General features: G+C 66.8%; 16 protein-coding genes. 5 read left to right on the top strand and 11 right to left on the bottom strand.

Features of this window, described 5'->3' with window-relative positions:
* Positions 1-70: 70 nt before the first annotated feature.
* The 3 genes from fdxB to MJ783_RS06540 all read right to left on the bottom strand — a co-directional run bounded on the left by fdxB (position 71) and on the right by MJ783_RS06540 (position 3,096).
* Complete coding sequence (fdxB, locus tag MJ783_RS06550) at positions 71-370, bottom strand: ferredoxin III, nif-specific (protein ID WP_239309165.1); 300 nt, start codon at positions 368-370, stop codon at positions 71-73.
* Between the two features lie 327 nt (positions 371-697).
* Positions 698-2,074: a cytochrome P450 gene (locus MJ783_RS06545; RefSeq protein ID WP_239309163.1), complete on the bottom strand. Its 1,377-nt coding sequence runs from the start codon at positions 2,072-2,074 to the stop codon at positions 698-700.
* 392 nt (positions 2,075-2,466) lie between these two features.
* Complete coding sequence (locus MJ783_RS06540; protein WP_239309226.1) at positions 2,467-3,096, bottom strand: YdcF family protein; 630 nt, start codon at positions 3,094-3,096, stop codon at positions 2,467-2,469.
* Between the two features lie 316 nt (positions 3,097-3,412).
* On the opposite strand from MJ783_RS06540, the gene MJ783_RS06535 reads away from it, so the two are divergent.
* Together MJ783_RS06535 and MJ783_RS06530 are read left to right on the top strand one after the other, a co-directional pair.
* Complete coding sequence (locus tag MJ783_RS06535; protein ID WP_239309161.1) at positions 3,413-3,988, top strand: hypothetical protein; 576 nt, start codon at positions 3,413-3,415, stop codon at positions 3,986-3,988.
* Positions 3,989-4,001: 13 nt separating this feature from the next.
* Positions 4,002-4,571 carry a WD40 repeat domain-containing protein gene (locus MJ783_RS06530; protein WP_239309159.1) on the top strand — a complete coding sequence of 190 codons (570 nt, stop codon included), beginning with the start codon at positions 4,002-4,004 and terminating at the stop codon, positions 4,569-4,571.
* On the opposite strand, the gene MJ783_RS06525 is transcribed toward MJ783_RS06530, so the two are convergent.
* A complete protein-coding gene (locus MJ783_RS06525; protein ID WP_239309157.1) occupies positions 4,568-5,203 on the bottom strand; it encodes a malonic semialdehyde reductase in 636 nt (211 codons plus the stop codon). The genes MJ783_RS06530 and MJ783_RS06525 overlap by 4 nt on opposite strands.
* Before the next feature lie 164 nt (positions 5,204-5,367).
* On the opposite strand from MJ783_RS06525, the gene MJ783_RS06520 reads away from it, so the two are divergent.
* On the top strand, positions 5,368-6,864 hold the full coding sequence (locus tag MJ783_RS06520) for a sensor histidine kinase (protein ID WP_370651462.1): 1,497 nt from the start codon (positions 5,368-5,370) through the stop codon (positions 6,862-6,864).
* Between the two features lie 153 nt (positions 6,865-7,017).
* Here MJ783_RS06520 and MJ783_RS06515 read toward each other — a convergent pair whose 3' ends face one another.
* The 5 genes from MJ783_RS06515 to MJ783_RS06495 are packed head-to-tail and all read right to left on the bottom strand — an operon-like array spanning position 7,018 to position 13,293.
* Complete coding sequence (locus MJ783_RS06515) at positions 7,018-9,003, bottom strand: efflux RND transporter periplasmic adaptor subunit (protein ID WP_239309155.1); 1,986 nt, start codon at positions 9,001-9,003, stop codon at positions 7,018-7,020.
* Complete coding sequence (locus MJ783_RS06510; RefSeq protein WP_239309153.1) at positions 8,996-9,973, bottom strand: hypothetical protein; 978 nt, start codon at positions 9,971-9,973, stop codon at positions 8,996-8,998. The genes MJ783_RS06515 and MJ783_RS06510 overlap by 8 nt, the downstream gene beginning before the upstream one ends.
* 60 nt (positions 9,974-10,033) lie before the next feature.
* A complete protein-coding gene (locus MJ783_RS06505; RefSeq protein ID WP_239309151.1) occupies positions 10,034-11,266 on the bottom strand; it encodes an ABC transporter permease in 1,233 nt (410 codons plus the stop codon).
* Positions 11,263-12,048 (bottom strand): ABC transporter ATP-binding protein, encoded by a 786-nt coding sequence (locus tag MJ783_RS06500; protein WP_239309149.1) that lies wholly within the window; start codon positions 12,046-12,048, stop codon positions 11,263-11,265. Before MJ783_RS06500 ends, MJ783_RS06505 begins: the two co-directional genes overlap by 4 nt.
* Positions 12,049-12,051: 3 nt before the next feature.
* Positions 12,052-13,293, bottom strand: coding sequence for an efflux RND transporter periplasmic adaptor subunit (locus tag MJ783_RS06495; protein ID WP_239309147.1), 1,242 nt, complete (start codon positions 13,291-13,293; stop codon positions 12,052-12,054).
* A gap of 1,319 nt (positions 13,294-14,612) precedes the next feature.
* Between MJ783_RS06495 and MJ783_RS06490 the strand changes: the two genes are divergently transcribed.
* On the top strand, positions 14,613-15,209 hold the full coding sequence (locus MJ783_RS06490) for a TerD family protein (protein WP_239309222.1): 597 nt from the start codon (positions 14,613-14,615) through the stop codon (positions 15,207-15,209).
* Between the two features lie 185 nt (positions 15,210-15,394).
* Here the strand turns inward: MJ783_RS06490 and MJ783_RS06485 are convergent, their stop codons facing one another.
* Together MJ783_RS06485 and MJ783_RS06480 are read right to left on the bottom strand one after the other, a co-directional pair.
* Positions 15,395-16,126: a DedA family protein gene (locus MJ783_RS06485; protein WP_239309145.1), complete on the bottom strand. Its 732-nt coding sequence runs from the start codon at positions 16,124-16,126 to the stop codon at positions 15,395-15,397.
* A 2-nt stretch (positions 16,127-16,128) separates the two neighbouring features.
* Entirely contained in the window at positions 16,129-16,566 is a 438-nt protein-coding gene (locus MJ783_RS06480) for a hypothetical protein (RefSeq protein ID WP_239309142.1), read from the bottom strand.
* A gap of 150 nt (positions 16,567-16,716) precedes the next feature.
* Between MJ783_RS06480 and MJ783_RS06475 the strand changes: the two genes are divergently transcribed.
* Positions 16,717-18,270 (top strand): Na+/H+ antiporter, encoded by a 1,554-nt coding sequence (locus tag MJ783_RS06475; RefSeq protein ID WP_239309140.1) that lies wholly within the window; start codon positions 16,717-16,719, stop codon positions 18,268-18,270.
* The last annotated feature ends 620 nt before the right edge of the window (positions 18,271-18,890 follow it).

The raw sequence follows: 18,890 nt of genomic DNA, 5'->3' as shown, positions 1-18,890 counted from the left end.
GTCTGTCGGTGTCCGGCATAGCCACCCGATCCGGCCGCATCTCGACGGCGAGCTGACAGCCGCCGGCTGGTCAGGCCGCTTCCGCCGGCGCGTAGGTGTGACAGCGCGGCGCACATACCCGGACGCAGGCGGCACAGCCGATGCAGTTACCGGCAGTCTCGATGGTCATAACCTTACGCTCGATCTCCTGCTCCTCGTCGAAAGGATCGACCAGCTCATCGTCTTCGTTCAGGCCCATCAGCTTCAGTACACCCTGACCGCACACCTTGAAGCAACGACCGCACCCGATGCACTTCTCTCGGTCTATCGCCATTATGTAATGAGGCACCCACGGACTCGCGTCACGAGTGGCAAACTGAATGTGGCTCATATAAATTCTCCTAGGTTTTCTGAGGTCCGCGGGCGCGCGCGGACCCATCTCAGCGTGAATGACTCAGGTGGCCGGCTCCCCAGCCTTGGTCTTGATGTCGTCGAGTTCACTCGCCGTCGCCCGTCAAGAACATGTGGCCGTTCAAGGATATGTCCGGCGCCGCGGCGCATACCCCGATCGTGCCAGAAGGCCACAATCACCGGTCCGCTCGGCCTCGGGCAAAGCGCCGAGGAACCCGGTCCGGCGTGCCGAACGGTCCCGGCCACGCCGCGAGGCCTATGGCCGGAACAGTTCTTACCGCCGGGACGCATGGCCCCCGGCGCCCCATCAGCGGCGCCGCCGGACAATGATCGGTAGACCGTCACGCGGCCGCAGAGTCACCAGCGGCTGCGGTACGATCTTCAGACCGACAGCGGGTTCGAACGCCCACCGGCGACAGATCGTGGCGAGAGCCAACACTCCCTCGGTTTGGGCGAAGCTGTTGCCGATACACTGATGCGGGCCGCCTCCGAAGGGGAAATAGGCATACCGCGGCCGGTCCGGGTCGATCCGGTCCCCGAGCCAGCGGGCCGGATCAAAACGCTCCGGCTCCGGCCACCACTGTTCGTCACGGTGGACGACCCACTGGCAGAGAAGCAGCGTCGAGCCGGCCGGCAGGCGATAGCCTCCAATGACACGGTCTTCCAACAAATAGCGGCCCATGCCCCACACCGGTGGATAAAGCCGCATTGACTCGGTGAACACCGCGTCGGCATATGGCAGCCGCGGCAGGTCCGCTACCGTTGGCCGCCGGCCGGACAGGACGGTGTCGAGTTCGGCATACAGCGCCGCCGCAATCTCAGGATGCTCTCCGAGCAGATGAAAAGTCCAGGTCAACGCGTTTGCGGTGGTTTCGTGACCGGCAAGCATGATAGTCAGGATCTCGTCGCGGACCTGCGTGTCGTCCATGCCCTCGCCGGTCTCGGCATCGCGGGCTGTCAGCAGCAGTGAGAGCAGGTCCCGCCCGCTCGCCCCAGTGGCACGGCGGCGCTCGATAAGATCGTAGACGACCCGGTCAAGAGCACGGCGAGCGTTACGGCGGCGTCTGGGCCCAGGCAGCGGCAGCCTCTCCAGCGTCTCGAAACCGGCCCGCACAGCCTTCCGAGTGACCACCATGTTCTCACTGATAGCTGTCCGGATGACAGCTACCTCGTTACTGTCGACATCGACGTCGAACAGGGCTCGGGTAACCATCGCCAGCGTCATCTCGATCATCTCGTCATGCAGATCAAGATATTGGCCATCCGTCCAGGAATCAGCCCGATCGTCCGCTGTCGCGGCAAAAATCTCCCCGTATTCAAAAATCCGTTGACGGTGAAACATCGGCTGCATGAGCCGGCGTTGCCTGCGGTGCCACTCCCCCGCGCTGGTCAGCAGCCCCCGCCCGAGCACCAGCGCAAGAGGCTCCACCACTGTCTGGCGGGAACCGAAGCCACGACGGACAACGCCTCGGGCGAATGCCCGGCTCGACCCGACGAGGACGTCCGCGATAACCGCCGGGTCCGCCACGAGGTAAAGCGACATCGGCCGCGAGGAGATCCGCGCGACCGGGCCGTACGTCCGATGCAGATGAGTGAGGCCCGCGAGCGGATCGGGGCGTAGCAGTCTGCCGGCCGCACGCGGGCCACCGGCCAGCCCCGGGACGGTTTCCGTGCCTTTCAGCACGAAAACCGCCAACACCGACACTGCTGAACAACAACAGCCGGAGCAATGGCCATGGCGGACCCTCCTCGGGATCGTGGGCGGGGGCAGGGGCACTCAACCCGGCAGGACGACCAGCAGACCGATCTTCACGATAATCGCGATCTCGGCACCGCGGTCCGAGACACTGGCCACGTCCACGCCGGGCCTCAGGGATGGCCCGAGTCCGGACCGAGCACCACCGGACACCCAACGATCACTGAAAGTGAAACATTCACCGCCCGCCTACAAGGCAGCCACAACCAGCGTACGGCCAAAAATCATGTAAACAATATAAAAATTTACTTCTCGACCGTCGCCACCAGCCGTGTGAACCCGCCCACCGACCTTTGAAGCCGCCCCGCTCGGGGACGTGTTCACACGGCTGGTGGCGCGACCCCTGCCGGGGTCGTCCGATGGAAGAGCTGATAAAATCGGTAAGCAACGCCTTCCCGAGCAATGTAACGAAGCTGCGTACCGAAGCCACGGGTGGACGGGCCAGTCCTTACCGGTGACGTAACCGCGTCAATATCAAGGTCACGAGCGATCGTTCGTGACCGCAGCGAATGCCACGGATCCGTCACGATCACTGCGCTTCGCCATTGATGCTTCGCCATGGCCACCGCTACCGCCCGCAACGATCCCAAGGTGTCCCGCCCCTCTCCTACGGGCATCAGAGCGGTCACCGGAACGCCACGGGAGGCCAGGTAGTTCGCGCCTGCCTGCCCTTCGGTGTAAGCATCCCCCGCCTGCGCGCCGCCGACCGTCACGACCAACGGAGCCACTCCTTGGCGGTACAGGTCAAATGCGTGGTCAAGGCGCGCCGCAAACACCGCGGAAGGGCGTCCGTCGTATTGGGAAGCACCGAGCACCACCAGCACATCCGACCGGCGCTGGTCGTCCGAAATCCCCACCGTCCACACCTGGAGAAGACTGGCCATGGTAATCATGGACCCGGCGAACAGAAGGACAACCGCTGCTTGGGACAACAGAAAATGCCAACGCATTCGAAGCCGCCGCGACACAACGCCCGCGTCGGTTTGGGGCAGATATACGACCGCGGCATCCGGCTGGATGAAATCGGCCTTCCCGGCCATCAGTAACCCCCCTTTGATCTGGACGCCGTGCTCGATTATCATCATGGCGGGGATCCGCTCGTCACCCCTCCAGTAAAATCGATAACGCGAGATATATACCCTGCATCCACATTCATTGAAACCTGCATCCAGCCGCCTACTCGGCGTTCGTTAATATCGACTGCAATTACCTGAGGCCGCTCCACCGCAATCAAGAAACTACTAAAAGTAATATATTGATACTCACGTGAAAACGAGTCACCACCCGAGGGCTCCCATACCGAGGCGCCGCGCCGCCTCCCCGACGGGACAGCTGCGCGGCACGGTCAGTCTGGCCACGGTGATGACAGTACGGGTGAACATCGAGCGTACTCAGGGAGCAGCGGAGGGACGCGGCGTGGTGCGGGTTGAGGCATCGCCACCCACGGTCCGGGTATCAGGCGTGCCCCACAGCGACCTCACACCATCCAATGTATTGATCTCTGCCATGGGGCCCAAAGTGATCGACTTTGGTATGGCGCACACGACGGAACTCACCACGATCAGCGGTGGACATCTTCGCCTGGGGCAGCGTCGTCCTCCACGCGGCACCGGACGGCTTCCGTTCGGCCAAGGCCCGACCGACGTGTTGCTGTACCGGGCCCTGCACACCAGGCCATGCCTCGAGGGCCTGGATGACGAGCTACGTGTGCTTGTCGAAGAAGCCATGCGCAAAGATCCGACGAGCGGCCCAGCGCGCAGAACCTGCTCGTACGCCTCCTCGGTCATCCAGCAGGAGACGGGCTGTTCTTGCCGGGCTGTCCGCGCTCGTCCTGGCGATTAGCGCCGTCGCCACGGTGGCGACGTCACGGTCGGCCCCCGACCGGTCACTGGACGCCTCCCACTGGCTCACCACGGAAGCAGGCGCGCTACGTCCGCAAAACCCGGCGCTGGCCGCCCGGCTCAGCCTCGCCGCCTGGAAACGGTCCCCAACGCCCGCGGCCCGGCTCGCGCTGATCACATCCTTCGCCCGGCCTACGGCCATACCGGTGACCATGCCCACGGCGTCTGTCGCAACAGTCGCGCTGAGCTCGGATGGCCGGCTGCTCGCGGGCGCCGGCTCGGGGCCGGGCTCCGATCGCACAGTGGCCGTGTTCGACGTCACCAGACAAGCCGGGGTGACGCCCGCAGCTACGCTCAGCGAGCGCGCTGGGCAGGCCAACAGCCTGGCGATCAGCCCGGACGGACGTCTGCCGGCTACCGCGGGCCCGGACAGCACCTGCCGCCTCACCGATATCTCCGACCCGCACCGGCCATCTCCGCTGTCCACGTTGACCGGGCATATCAGCCCGGTCAACAGCGTGGCTTTCGGTCCGGACAGCCATACCGTCGCGACCGCGAGCGATGACCACTCAGGGTCAGGTTAGAGGACGGAGACGACCTGCTCGTAGTCCAGCCGTGGGCTACGGCCGAACCACGGGTTCTCCCCGGGCTTGCCAATATTGATCACCGCGAGAGTGCGCAGCGGCTGGTCCGCGAAAAACTCCTTGTCGACGGCGGTGGCATCCAGGCCCGTCATCGGACCGGCCGCGAGCCCCGCGGCACGGATGCCCAGGATGAAGTAGCCGATCTGCAGGCCGGCATTGAAGCGCGCGGTCTGCTCGCGCGCGACCGGCTCGGTGAAAAAATCCCTGGCGTTCGGCAGATGCGGGAAAACCTGCGGGAGGTTTTCATGGAAGTCGATATCCGCGGCCACGATGGCGACCAGCGGAGCAGAGCGCGTCTTCGCCTGGTTACCCGGGCTGAGATGCCGTACCAGCCGTTCCCGCGCCTCGGGCGAACGAACCAGAATGATCCGCAGGGGTTGGGTATTCATACTGGTCGGCGCCCATTTAATCAAGTCATAGATAGCACGGACCTGCTCGTCAGAAACGGGATCATCGCTGAAGGTGTTCGCGGTCCGGGCCGTACGGAACAGCAGATCCGCAGCGGCGGCGTCCAGCATCAGCGCGTCTTCGGTCGCGGCGATGTCACCGGTAGCGATGTCGGTGATGGTCATGGAGGTCAGGACTCCTGATGGTCGAATGGTTGCCATGCGGCCCAGCTACGTAATTGAACACGCAACTATGCTTCCGGTATCCCAGCCCCAGTGTGAGCTTTGCCTCCAGAACGGCTTCGACCAGCACGGCGACGGCAGCGCCCACTGCTGCGAGTCTGACACTCGTGAGTGACCCAGGACGGGGAACGGCGCTGCGGACCCGGCTGATGATCGGCCTGTTGGCCTTGCTGACGGTGGGATTGTTCAGTACCGCGGTCATCAGCATTTTCGCACTGCGTACCTACCTTTTCGACCAGACGGACGATCAGCTGCGCAGCGCACAGAACATCGTGACGGCCCGTAGCAACGCTCTGCTAGCCCAGGTGGCGCCCACCATCAGTATTGAAGGCCTGCAGCGCGCGATCGCCCCGACCGACTACGTGGTGGAACTACGCAGGCGCAACGGCTCGGTCCTGGTCGTCACGGGAAGCGGCAGCGGCCCAGCGCCGCCCCGTCCGCTCATCAACGCTGCCACTGACATCGACGCCCGAGTAGCCTCCGGAACTCCGTTCACCATCGTCAGCGATGGCAGGCGCTTCCGCGCGATCGCCGGGTCGCTGTCCGCGGGCGGCGAGATCGATCTCGTGGCTATTCCGCTGCGTCCAGTCACCGCAACCATCGCCCGGCTGGCGGGCATAGAGATCGTGGCCGGGATCGCCGTTCTCACCGGCGCGGCTTTTTCGGCATGGCTGCTGCTCGGGCGTGGCCTACGGCCGTTGCGTGATGTCGCGGAGACCGCAGCCGCCATCGCCGGCGGGGACCTGTCCCGACGCGTGCCCGACTCGCCCGCGCGCAGCGAGGTCGGTCGGCTCGCCGCCGCACTCAACATCATGCTTGGTCAGATCCAGTCCGCGTTCGAGGAGCGGGTCCGCTCGCAGGAACGACTACAGCGGTTCGTCGCGGACGCGTCCCACGAACTACGGACACCGCTGACGTCCATCCGCGGCTATGTCGACCTGATGCGCCAGGGCGTCATACCGCCAGCGGATGTGGACGACGCCCTGCGTCGTGTCCAGGAGGAGAGCACCCGGATGAGTGCCCTGGTCGATGACATGCTGTACCTGGCCCACCTCGACGAGCACCGGCCCTTGGAGCGCTCGGACGTCGACCTCGCGGCCGTGCTGCGAGACGCGGTTGCCGACGCGGTCGCTGTCGAACCGGATCGACTCATTGAGCTGACCTGCCCCGACCGGTGCGTAGTGGTCGGCGACGCCGACGCCCTGCGGCAGGTGGTCGGGAACCTTCTGTCGAACGTGCGGGTCCATACCCCGGTGACAGCGCGCGTTGAGGCGACGCTCGTCCGGGACAGCGCCCGTGTCCATCTCACGATCCGCGATTTCGGCCCGGGTATGCCCTCAGAAGCGGCCGAGCGGGTATTCGACCGCTTCTGGCGGGCGTCGGGGAGCCGCGACCGGGTCCACGGTGGCAGCGGGCTGGGCATGTCCATCGTCGCGGCTGTCGCCGCCGCGCATGGCGGCACCGCCGACGTACGTTCGGCGCCCGGCAACGGGACCACTGTCCGGCTCGTTCTTCCCATAGGTGAGCCGGAACCGGCCGATCCGCCCACAGGGAACATCACCGTTGGCAACTACGCAGGGCAGGCCGCTGGGCCGCCACGCTGAGAAGGCAACCGCACCTGGCACAGCCACACGCGACGGCCTTCGAACAGACGGCCTTCGAACAGACGGCCCTCGAACGGACGGCCCTCGGGACACGCCGAGTGTGCGGAGAACCCGACCAACACAGCCGAAGCAACCTGCCGCTGCCGCTATCGGTCAGTTCCGTCTACCAGCGCCGGTGGGGGCACCGCCGCCGGCGAAACCACCGCCAGTCGCCCCCACGCCGCCGAGCCCGCGCAGCGTGGTGTTGCTGGTGGGCAGGGGGGCGTGCAGGTCCGCCAGAATGATCCGGTCACTTTCGGACAAACCGGATGTTATCTGGGTGAAACTCACGCCGGCCGCACCCACCTCCACCGGCAGGCTGACCAACTTGGCATCCCGCAACACGGACACAATATGACGATTACCGATGGTACGGACGGCCGATGTGGGCACGGCCAGCGCGTTCACCGCGCTGGAAACAACGATGGACACAGCCGCTCCGGAGCCAGCGAACAGCTGTCCGCCACCGCCGTTGAGACCGATGGTCACAGGATAAGCGACCCCGCCTGACGCTCCCGGCCCCGTCCCGGTGGATGCTGTGGACACCGTCGGAAGCAGGCCGACAGCCACCACGGTACCCGCTGTCGGCGAATCAGTGCCGTCCGGAGTCACCGTGACCTTGGCGCCGACCTTCACCGCGGCAACATTGCTGTCGCTGACGGTCGTCGTGACCTCCATTGCGCCTGGATTCACCACGACGATCGCCGCTGTACTCGATCCGGCGGTTACGGACTGGCCGGGCGCGATATTGACAGCGGCCACGAGACCATCGATCGGGCTGACGATCCGTGCCTGGTCCAGGCTCTGCGCGGCCACCGGGAGCATGGCGTTGGCCGCGTCGACCGAGGCCTGGTCGGCGGCGATCTGCGCGGCTGATGCTGGCGCACGCGCAGCGGCTGATCCCGTCCTGGCGCCGCCTGCGGCCGTACCACCCGCTGCGGAGCCCGCGCGAGTAGCGCTACCTCTGTTATTGCCAACGCTGCCAGTATCGCCGGTTTTACTTGTGCCGCCTGTGTCACCGCTATTTCCTGTGTTACCGCCCGCCTGGCCGTGACCACCGGCCCCGGCCCCGGGGCTGGTCTGGCTCGGCGAGGGCTGCCCCCCCGCAGCGGCCGGTTGCCCTCCAGGAGACTGTGTCAGGAGCTGGGCGACCGCGGCATCGAGGGCCGTTTCATCCGCGGCGACCGTGCGTAGATCGTTGTTCAGGGTCTCCTGCTCAGCAAGAACCTCCTTGAGCAACGCCGAGCAGTCCGTGCCGTCGGGCGTGCTCCCAGCCGCCTGTTCTGGTACCTGCGTGGTCTGGGTGGCGCTCGGAGCCTGGGTAGTCTCGGCCGGGCTCTGGCCGCCGCGTGCGGAACTTGCCGCCATCGGCTCCGCAGCATGACCGAAGCTGTTCAGGAAGGCTCGGCACACCGACTGTTCATGCGCCAGATCGGCCTGGGTCTGATAAAGGACCGTGTCGGCGGCGTGCTGGTCAGCCAACAGCTGCCGCTGGTAGCGCCTGACAAGATCCACCGCCGATGCCGAATCCTGGCTGGCACCTCCACTAGCTGTGGAGCCGACCCGCGGCTCACTGGAGGTGATCATTTTTACGGCGGCATAACTCCCGCTCGGCGTACCAACCTGGCTGGAAGTGACAAATGCCGCGCCGGTGGCGGTGCCGGTGCCGGTACCGGTCGACGTGGATGTCGACGTAGTACCGGTGGTGGTCTGGCTGGCCTGGTCCGCCGCGAGCTTCGCCTGCGCGAGGGCAAGCGCCGCCCGAGCATTGTCGAGGGAGGCCACAAGGGACGACGTGTCGAGTTCGGCCAGGATGTCGCCTGTCGCCACATGCTGACCGACAGCGACGGGAACCTGCGCTACTCGACCGGCAACAGGAAAACTGATCGATGCCTGGCTGACAGGTGCCACGCTGCCGACAGAGCTTACGGTCGCCTCGACCGTGCGGCGGGTGACCGCTGCGGTCCGGTAGGACGGCCCGCTGGAGGCGGTGGCCGCCAGCACACCGCCGCCGGCCCCGCCGACGACAACGACGGCGACAGCGACGGCGGCCCAGCTGCGAACCCGGCGGCGCCGGGCACGGAATGTCCGGTCAGCCATTAGCGGGCCCCGTGGCCTCGCCCTGCCGACGGAAACCACCGGTACATCCGTTGGGCCCCGCCGACCGGATGTTGATCGACGTGGCCGTGATCGCCCCGGTGCTGTCAGCTGGGCCCACCGCCGTGACGCACTCGCCGACCTTCAGAACAGCGGCCGATGCCGGGACCATGTGATCGTAGACGGTCGAAACGCCCGTGGTAACGGTTCTCGTCGTGGCTGGGGTGTCCCCACGGGCGATGGTCTCTACCACGAAGGCCGTGTCGGACTTTGACGTGACAGTGCCGAAGAGCGCGCCGACGCGGCCCACGCCGCCGGCCCTGGGACTGCGCTGCGCCTGGGGGCCGCCGGAGGGATTCGGGGCTCCCGAGGGGCGTGCCCCGCCGCCGAAAGCAGTGCGGGAGGCGCCGTTACCGGTGCACTTACCCGCGTCCGGCTTACTGATCGTAATGTTCTGCGCGATGACCGGGGCATCGGTGGCGGCTGGTTGTCCAGCCTCTTGCGTCCCCGAAGCCGCTGTCACCAGTACGCAGTCACCGACGCCCAGGCTGGACGCGGTGGTCTGTTCGGTCCGGGTGAAAGCGGTGGACGTGGTGAAATTGACGGCGACCTGGCCCACCGAGGGGTTCTGGACCTGGATCGTTGTGTCAGTCACCGCCGCGGCCGTTCCCGTGACGCCCGGTGGGCCAGCCGGCGCGGGATTTACCCCGGGGGCCGGCGCCGTCGAGCCGGCCACGGTGGTAGAGCTCGCGCCGCCACCGCAGGCGACCAGAGCGAATACGGCGGCCGACAGCAGGACGGTCAACCGCCCTCCCGCGCTGACCCGCGGCTGGCGGGATACGGGCCGAGCTGTCCGGACAGCGGCGCCCACGCGCGGGGGCACCCCATGTACGGACAGCTCGCGCAGGGGCAGGCCGCGCCCAGGAACGCCGTGTTCGGCGGTGTTACTCGCGGGCAGAGTCGACTCGGACACGCTGGGCTCTTTCCTGATCGTGGCCCTGGACAGAACGCCGGGCCGGAGACCGATAGATCATCATTCGCTGCGCAACGCCTCGATGGGGGCCAGGCGGGCAGCCCTGCTGGCGGGGTAAACACCGAATCCGACGCCGATTCCCACCGCGACGATGATCGATCCAAAAGTTGCGGGAAGTGATATGTCGATACGCTGAGAAATCAGGTGCGGGAGCGCCACGGCACCCACCACACCGAGCGCGGCACCGGAGATACCACCGGTCAGACCGAGGACAGATGCCTCGACCAGGAACTGGCGTCTGATCACCCGGGGCGGCGCCCCGAGAGCCTTGCGCAGACCGATCTCACGGACACGTTCAGTAACAGAAACCAGCATGATATTCATGACACCGATACCGCCGACCAGCAGCGAGATCGCGGCGATGCCCCCGAGCAGCACGGTCAGAGTCCGGTCGACCGAAGTCGCGGCGGACAGGATGGACTGCTGGCTGGCAATGGTGAAGTCGGCACCGGTGGGCGTGCTGATGTGGTGCAGCGCGAGCAGTTCGTTGTTGGCCTCCTGGTAGGCCGCGGACAGCGTCTTCGACGATGACGCCTCCAGGTAGATGCTCTGTACGGAGGTGCGCGTCGCGCCGCCGAACACCCGGTTGGCCGCGGTGCTGATCGGGAGGACGACCTGGTCGTCCTCATTGGCCGTGGCGGAGGAACCGACCGCGGTGAGGGTACCCACGACCTGTATCGGAACCCCCGACACGGTCACGGTCGCGCCGATCGGGCTGCGGCCACCGAACAGCTGCTCGGCCGTAGTAGCCGCGAGTACCGCGACCGCGGCGTGGTTGGTCACGTCCTGGCTGGTGATGAACCGTCCGACAGCAATCTTGCGGGCCCGGACCGACAACCAATCGGGCGTCGTCCCCACGACTGTGGTGGTCCAGTTCGACGCGCCGGCCGTCAGGGAAAGGCTGCGTTGGCTGGCCGGTGCGACCGCGGCGATGTCGGGAGCGACATCCCTGACGGCGAGGGCATCGGCATCCTGCACGGTCAGCGTCGAGGCCGAACCGAAACCGCCGCGGACACCGGTGCTGCTGGTAGTGCTCCCCGGCGAGACAACGAGCAGGTTGCTGCCCAGCGAGTTGATCTGATCGCGGACCTGGCCCTGGGCACCCTGGCCGAGTCCGACGGTGAGGATGACCGCGGCAATACCGATGAGGATGCCAAGCACTGTCAGAGCGGAACGCGACCGGTGCGTGCGTACCGCATCCAGCCCGATCCGCAGTGTCTCCATCCAGCTCATGTGCGTACATCCCAGGCGAGCAGGGGCGAATTGGAATGATCCCCGCTACCGAGCCCGGTACCGGCGTGCTTCCCCGGCCCCGTGTCGTCCTGGATGTCACCGTCACGGATCCGCACTACCCGGCCGGCGGTAGCGGCGACCTCGGGTTCGTGGGTGATGAGAACGATCGTGCGGCCGGCCGCGTGCAGCTGGCTCAACAGTCCGAGCACATCCCCCGTGGACACGCTGTCGAGATTGCCGGTCGGCTCGTCCGCAAGGATGAGCGCTGGATCGGTGACCAACGCACGGGCAACGGCAACCCGTTGTTGCTGGCCACCGGACATCTCGCTCGGCCGGTGGGCGATCCTGTCCCCCAGCCCGACCTTCTCCAGCGCGTCCACGGCCCGGTCGCGACGCTCCGTCCGGCCTGTACCGGCATAGCACAACGGCAGTTCGACGTTGCGCCACGCGGACAGTGTCGGAAGCAGGTTGAACTGTTGGAAGACAAAGCCGATCCGCCGATTGCGGATCTCGGCCAGCTCCTCCTCGGACATCCGGCCGACGTCCTCGCCGGCAAGGTGGTAGCTACCCGCGGTGGGCACATCGAGACATCCGAGGATGTGCATCAGGGTTGATTTCCCCGACCCCGACGGGCCCATGATCGCGACGTACTCACCCTCGGAAATACGCAGGTTCACCCCCCGCAACGCCTCGACTTCGAGGGAACCGGTCCGGTAGGTCTTGCGGACACCGTCGAGCTGGATGACGGGCTCCCGGCTGACAGGCGACTCAGGCTGGGCCACGGCTCAGTTCACCCCGCCGCCGCGGGTGCCCCCGCCGAAGCCGCCACCGCCACCGAAACCACCGCCACCACCACCGAAACCGCCACCACTACCGAAACCGCCACCGGTACCGGCGGTCGAGGTCCCCGCCCCGCCGCGCACACGTCCCGCGGGAGCCGTGTCGGGTACCACCACCATGTCCCCGGCCGCCAACCCGGCGGTGATCTGCGTGACGCCACCGGAGCTCACCCCCACCGTCACCGCTCGCGGAGCCTGCCGCCCCCCGATCAGCTGATACACCTGCGCCTGGGAGCCGGTGTAGCGCAGGGCCGCGGTAGGTACCGTAATGACGTCGGTCAGCTGCCGGACAATGATCTGCACCTGGGCACTCGCCCCGAGATGCAGCCCCGCTGGGATCCCGGTGACGTCGATGGTGACCGGGTACGTCGCCACCCCCGAGCTCTGGGTCGGGAGCAGACCGACGGTGGACACCGTCCCGAACAGCGTCGTGGTGGCGCCGTTCGGCGTGATGACCGACTGGTTGCCCGTCTTGATCTGGCCGATCTGGGTGTCGTCGACGCTAGTATTGATCTTGTAACCATCAGAACCGACAATCACCACCTGGGCGGAGGACGCGGAGGACGCGGACGTCGAGGTGCTCGACGCGGCACCCGACGCCGAGCCGCCGCCGGCGCCAGATGTGGCCGTACCGCCGCCGGAGACCTGTTGGCCGACCACCAGGTTGACAGCCGCGACGGTACCGGCGATCGGCGATGTCAGGCTCGCCTGGGCCAGCGAACGCTGCGCCGCGGCAAGCCCGTCCTGTGCGGCGGTGATTGCCTGATTGTCCGCATTGAGCTGGGCAGCTGTGGCCCCGGCAGTCTGGTCGGCGGACAGCCGGGACTGGTTGGTGGACACGCTGGCCTGCGCCTGCGCGACCGAAGCTGTCAGGGCCGCCGAGTCAACTGTGGCAAGCGGCTGTCCCGCCGAAACCTGCTGGCCGACCGTGACCGAAACGGTGGTGACCCTACCTGACACGCCAAAAGTCAGGTCCGCCTCGTGGGCAGCCTGAATAACCCCGGTAGCTGAAACCGCCTGCCGGATGGTCCCGAGGCTCGCCGCAACCTGACGTGGAGTACTACCGGTGGCGGACGACGAAACCGCCAGACCGACCGTAATCGAACCCGCCACGATGATGACAGCGGCCACCGCCCCGAGGGCGAGTGCCTTCCGTCCGATCCGCGGGCGCGGGCGCCATACTTGCATCCACTCCTCCGAAGGCCCCGGCGGGCAAAGCAACCCACCTGCGCATGCCGCGATGGGCACCGCACCGGTGCCGATCGCGATCAGTGCCCTCAGCTTCGCGGAGAAGTCTTGGTGTTTGCTGAGAAAATCCGGTGGAATTCCTGACCGACGGCTTTCCGCCATCCATCACGGGTGGACACCCATACGCCATTGCTGACCTGTTTGGCCGCTGTTTCGGCTGGTAGGGATTTCAGCGCAAGCCGCCGGGCTGCCGTCACCCACCTCGACGCTCCGCGCGGCGCCGCGCCAGGCTCCGTCCAGCCAGACCCCGCGCTGCCCCGAGCTACAGCGGTACCGAACTACACCTACGATCGACCTATCCGGTCGGCCTGGCCGCTGCGGCCCGTTCGTGACGCTGTCGGACGGCCCCCTCTGCCCTTCCCCGCGGCCCGCGCGTAGGGAGCCGCGGTCGCCGAGGTCGTGAACACGGGTGAACGCTGGCTGTCGGGCTCATCGCCATCGGGCCCGCCGTCGTGGGGCCCGTCGCCATAGGACGCAGCGCCGTCAGGCCTGGGGGTTCCCGGCGGGTAAACCGGCTCCTGGAACAACGGCAGACCAGCTCCTCCCACGCGCGGCAACGTCCTGGACTCGACCGCGGGCTGCGGCGATGAAAAAAGCGACTGTGCTGCCATCTGAGTACTCCATCTCATCCAACTCATCCAAATTTCATGCCGGTTTAACAGAACGGCTTTTAGAGCGCCCGGCGTACAGGTACCACGCACGTGGTCATCTCCATGGCAAAGAAGCCAAGAACGACCCGCCAGCGGGACGGTGACGCCTGATTTTCCAGCGGTACCGTCCAGCGCGGGCCTCCGCCCGTCGCCGCTGGGGATGCTTCCATGCCAGCACAGCTCCATGCCAGCGTAGTTCCGCACCAACATAACCCGGCTCCAGCGCGGCCCTGCGCTTCCATCGGGTACTCCGCGAACCCTACCAGGCCCGACCCGGAAAGGTGCCTTTTCCGATCACGACCGGGTACAGCCGGATGCGGCGCCGCGCCGCGGACTCCGCCACTATCGAGAAAAGAAGCAGGGTGACCCGCCATGCCGAAAACGATATTACGGCTGTATCACCCCTTCGCGGACATATGATTTATATCACTCCGTATCATAACTTTTCGCCGTGCGTCATGACGATGCGGACCACAAGCCAGCTGTTCCGCAAAGAAGCGAATCCGTAGGATGCATGTCACGTTCCGGACACCCCCATGACCGCTCCCGACGCGGATAGTGATTCTGTTAACACGGGGACGGCGGACGCCGTTGGAAGGTGAGGAAGCTGTGGACATCGAGGGGCGTGGTAGCGCTGGTGTTGCCCTGCTTGCGAAGGGAGCCGGGCTCACCCACATCACGGTCGGCCTGGGCTGGGATCCGGATCTCACCGGCTCCACCGAGTTCGACCTGGACGCCAGTGCCATCGCGCTGACCGCGGACGGCCGGGCGGCATCGCGGGACTTCTTCGTCTACTTCAACAACCTCGCGAGCCCGCGGCATGAGATCGTCCACCGGGGTGACAACCTCACCGGCGCGGCGGAGGGCAACGGAACTGGCGATCCCGGGGATGACGAACAGATCGACATCCGGCTTGACCGGCTGTCCCACAGCATCACCCGGATCGTCTTCCCGGTGAGCATCTATCATGCCGAAGACCGGCAGCAGAGCTTCGGCGACGTCCGCAACGCCTACATCCGTGTTCTCGACGCGGAGAACGGCAACCAGATCGCCCGTTACGACCTGACCACCCAAGCGGCCACCGAAACCGCGATGCTGTTCGGGGAAGTCGCCCGCGAAGGCAACGGCTGGACGTTCCGAGCGCTCGGCGAGGGCCGGGTCACCGGCCTGACCGGCATCGCCCGCGAATACGGCCTCGACGTCTGACCCGGCGCCACCGGCCCAGCGCCATCTCCGCGCACCGGAGAAAACGGATTCCTCTCAATCCTGAAAAAGAACAAGCAAAGGACAAAAAGATAGACAAAGGACCGGAGTCCACAGGCACGGATCACGAAGGTCCACAGCCGCGATGGTCGGATAGTGGCGGGCCGGGCTCACCGCGAGCGGGCGGCTCATTCGCCGGTTTTGCTTTGGGGGGACGTACCAGGCTGGCTGTCGGTGGCCGGATCGTGTCGGCGGCGGTACAGGTGCAGGACGAGCAAGCCACCGACAAGCAGGGTGAGCAGGCCGGTGGAAACCCATCCGGCCGCCTTCTCGACGCTGGCGTAGGATGCGCCGGCAACATAGCCCAGCAGCGTGAATCCGACGCCCCAGACAATACCGCCGGCTGCGTTGAAAACGAGGAAGCGGCGGTAGGGCAGCTGGGACAGACCGGCCAGGCCGGGCATGACCGCACGCAGGAAGGCGGTGAAACGACCGACGAAGACCGCCCGCCCCCCGCGAGCCCGGAGGTAGGCACGGGCGCGGTCGACAGCCGGGCGGCGATGCCGTAGCAGCGGCAACGCCAAGATCCGTTCACCAAAATGCCGGCCCACCTCATAGCCGACCGAGTCACCGATGATCGCCGCAACGACCACGACCGCGGCCATACCGGGGAGGCTGACCACATGCTGGCTCGCCAGCACCCCACCGAGTACCACCGCGGTCTCACCGGGTAGCACGAATCCGACGAAAATCGCCGCCTCGCCGAAAGCGAAAGCGGCGACGATGGCGTATACGGCCGGTCCGGGCAGGATCAACAGGTGCTGGAGCAGGCTCGTGCCCGGCGTGGCGGTGACCGTGGCAGCCACGCTGGAGACGAACACGGCGGCCATGGTAACCGGATGCGCGGGTATCGCGGCCACGGCTACCGCGACCAGGCATGCATGGACCAGACATGCATGGCGAGGTCGAACATCCGGCCGATCTCACGGCTGGCGTCAACCGCGCGCACCGCGGCAATCAACCCGAGAACAGCCGGGATTGCCGCGGGCAGCCAGCGTGACAGTGGCGGCGGAGCAAACAGCGCGGCAAGCCGACGGGTCACCGCATGCTCGTGGAACGGCGACCTTTCGGGCGCGGCCGGGCCGAGCCCGATCCCGGTAGTGGCCAGAACGGCAGGCGCAAGCGCCACCGCGGCTGGCGTCACCAGACCATCACCTACCCGCAACTCCGCCAGGACCTCACCCTCGAACATGCCCAACGCCCGCCGACCGCCGGGCCACGCGACTCGCACCACCCTAACCGATGACATCTCGTCGTAGATTACGACAGCTTGTAGTAGAAATCCGAGGCGGCAACCCACGCCCTTCTCCTTCGCCGATCCAGACCGAGCAGGCTGCGGGCGAGAATTGATAAAGTAGGCCCACGGTGTGCCGGGAAGCCTGGTCGGCGCGGGGAATGAACTGCGGCGGCCCGCGGCAGTGACCCCGATCATGGGTCAGGGGTTCGGCGGATGCGCGCGGTGGGGACACTCCTGTTTCTTGTGGTGCTCGCCACCGCGGTGGCCACCGGGGCACGCCGCTGGCGGGTACCCGCCCCACCACTGCTGGTGCTGGCCGGGCTCGGGGTGGCATTTGTACCGGGTGCTCCCACCCTGCGCATTGCCCCGCAGGTCATCAGCCTGGTCGTCCTGCCCCCGCTGCTGTATGCCTCCGCCGAAGAGCTGTCACTGCGCGACCTGCGCACGGTGTGGCGGCCCGTCACCGCGCTGGCGTCCGGTCTGGTGCTGGCCTCCGCGGCCGCCGTGGGCGCGTTGGTTGTCGTGCTCACGCCGCTGCCGGCCGCCATGGCGTTCGTGCTGGGCGCGGTACTGGCCAGCACCGACCCAGTCGCGGTCACCGCGCTCGGCCGCAGGCTCGCCCTCCCCGGCCGGGTGCAGGTGCTGGTGCAGGCGGAGAGCCTGTTCAACGACGCCACCTCGCTGGTGCTCTTCAAGGTCGCGGTCACCGTCGCGGTGGCCTCCGGTGCGGTCGGCTGGCAGGCGGCCAGCGGCCAGTTCTTCCTGCTCACAGGTGGCGGCAGCGCAGTCGGCGCGGCGGTCGCGGCCGTCGTCGCGATCATCCGCCGACACACCACCGACCCTGAGCTGGAGACCGTGATCGCGCTGGTCACCCCGTATTCCGCCTACGTGCTGGCCGAATCCGCGCACGCCTCGGGAATCACCGCCGTCGTGGTCGCGGGCGTGCTGTTGGGGCGCTCCCGGCAGCGGCTCAGTGACGCCCATATCCGGCTGCAACTGCACGCCGTGTACGCGGTGGTGGTGTTTCTGTTGGAAAGTGTGGTTTTCAGCATCATCGGTCTCGAACTGCCATCCCTGATCCGCGAGCTCCCGGCCGGAACCGGCCTGTGGCCGCTCCAGGCACTCGCTGTCGCCGCCGCTCTGGTCATCCTGCGGGTATTGTGGATGCTCCCGTTGTCCGCGGCTGTCAGACCCACCGGAGGCCGCCCGTCTTGGCAGCTGGCGAGCGTGATGACCTGGGCCGGCACCCGGGGCGTGATGCCGCTGGCCGCGGCCCTGTCCATCCCGCTCAGCGCCACCGATGGCACCCCGCTGCCCGGACGCCCCCTGGTCCTGACCCTCACCACTGCCGTCGTCGTGTTCACCCTCGTCGTCCAGGGCCTGAGCCTGGCCCACGTTGTAGGCCGCTCCGGAGTCGCGCTCGAACCCGAGCACACCGCCCGGGAAGAAACCCGTGCCCGCAGCCTTCTGACCCATGCCGGGCTCATCCACCTCGACCACCTGACCAGGCTGGAGAGCATCCCGGAAGCGGCCGTCACCCGCATGCGCCGCAACCTCGACGCACGCCTGGAACAACCCGCCGAGTACAGCGACGATCAGTCGGGCAGAACCTCCCTCCAGGCATACCGCGAGCTGCACCGCGAGGTGCTCGTCGTGCAGAGCGTCGAGCTACGCCGTCTGTATGACGAGCACCAGATCAGCGACACGACACGGCGGCGCCTGCAACACGACCTAGACCTGGAGGAAGCTGCTCTGGGCCGGCGTTGAGAACCTGTTTTGGCCCGTCGGTCCGGACCGCGGGTCGCGGCCAGATGGCTTCTGACAGGACGAGTTCTCAGAGGCTCCGGCAATAGGGCGTTCGATCAGGGAGCGGCGTCCGGGTGGATGGATCGCGAGGCGGCGGAGGGAGGCGCCCTGTGTGGGGCGTCGACCGACGAGCCGGGGTACCCGTGCATCGCACAGCGACGGACGGGGAGCGATGACGCGAGGCGCCGACCGGGCGGCGCGAGCCGGACAGTCCTATTGCCGGAGCCTCGTAGAGCGTGTTTGAGATCGTCATTCCGGCTCACCGCACCCAGGTGCCCCCTGGCCGCGGCTCACTGATCGAAGTAAGCATTCACCACCATAAGTGATCTTGCTGTGGGTAGCCATCGTGGGCATGGCTGCGGGCCGCGCAGGGTGGGCCGGTGCGGCGGGGTCGTTCGTGGCGGCCCGTCAGGTCGAAACGACGGCGGGCGGTGGCATCCAGGGGGCACCAAGAAACGCCAGACGCAGGGCACGTAGCGCTGACTCACCGTGCTTGCGGGCGGTGGAGACGTAAGAGGCGATCTTGAGCCGGGCTGCGGTGGCGATCTCCGAGGTGAGCCGACCGGAGATCTTCTGCTGTG

It is taken from the genome of Protofrankia sp. Cj3 (genome assembly GCF_917627355.1).
In the GTDB taxonomy this organism is placed as follows: domain Bacteria; phylum Actinomycetota; class Actinomycetes; order Frankiales; family Frankiaceae; genus Protofrankia.
The sequence above is the reverse complement of the archived record's forward strand: the minus strand, read 5'-3'. Positions and strand labels throughout refer to the sequence as shown.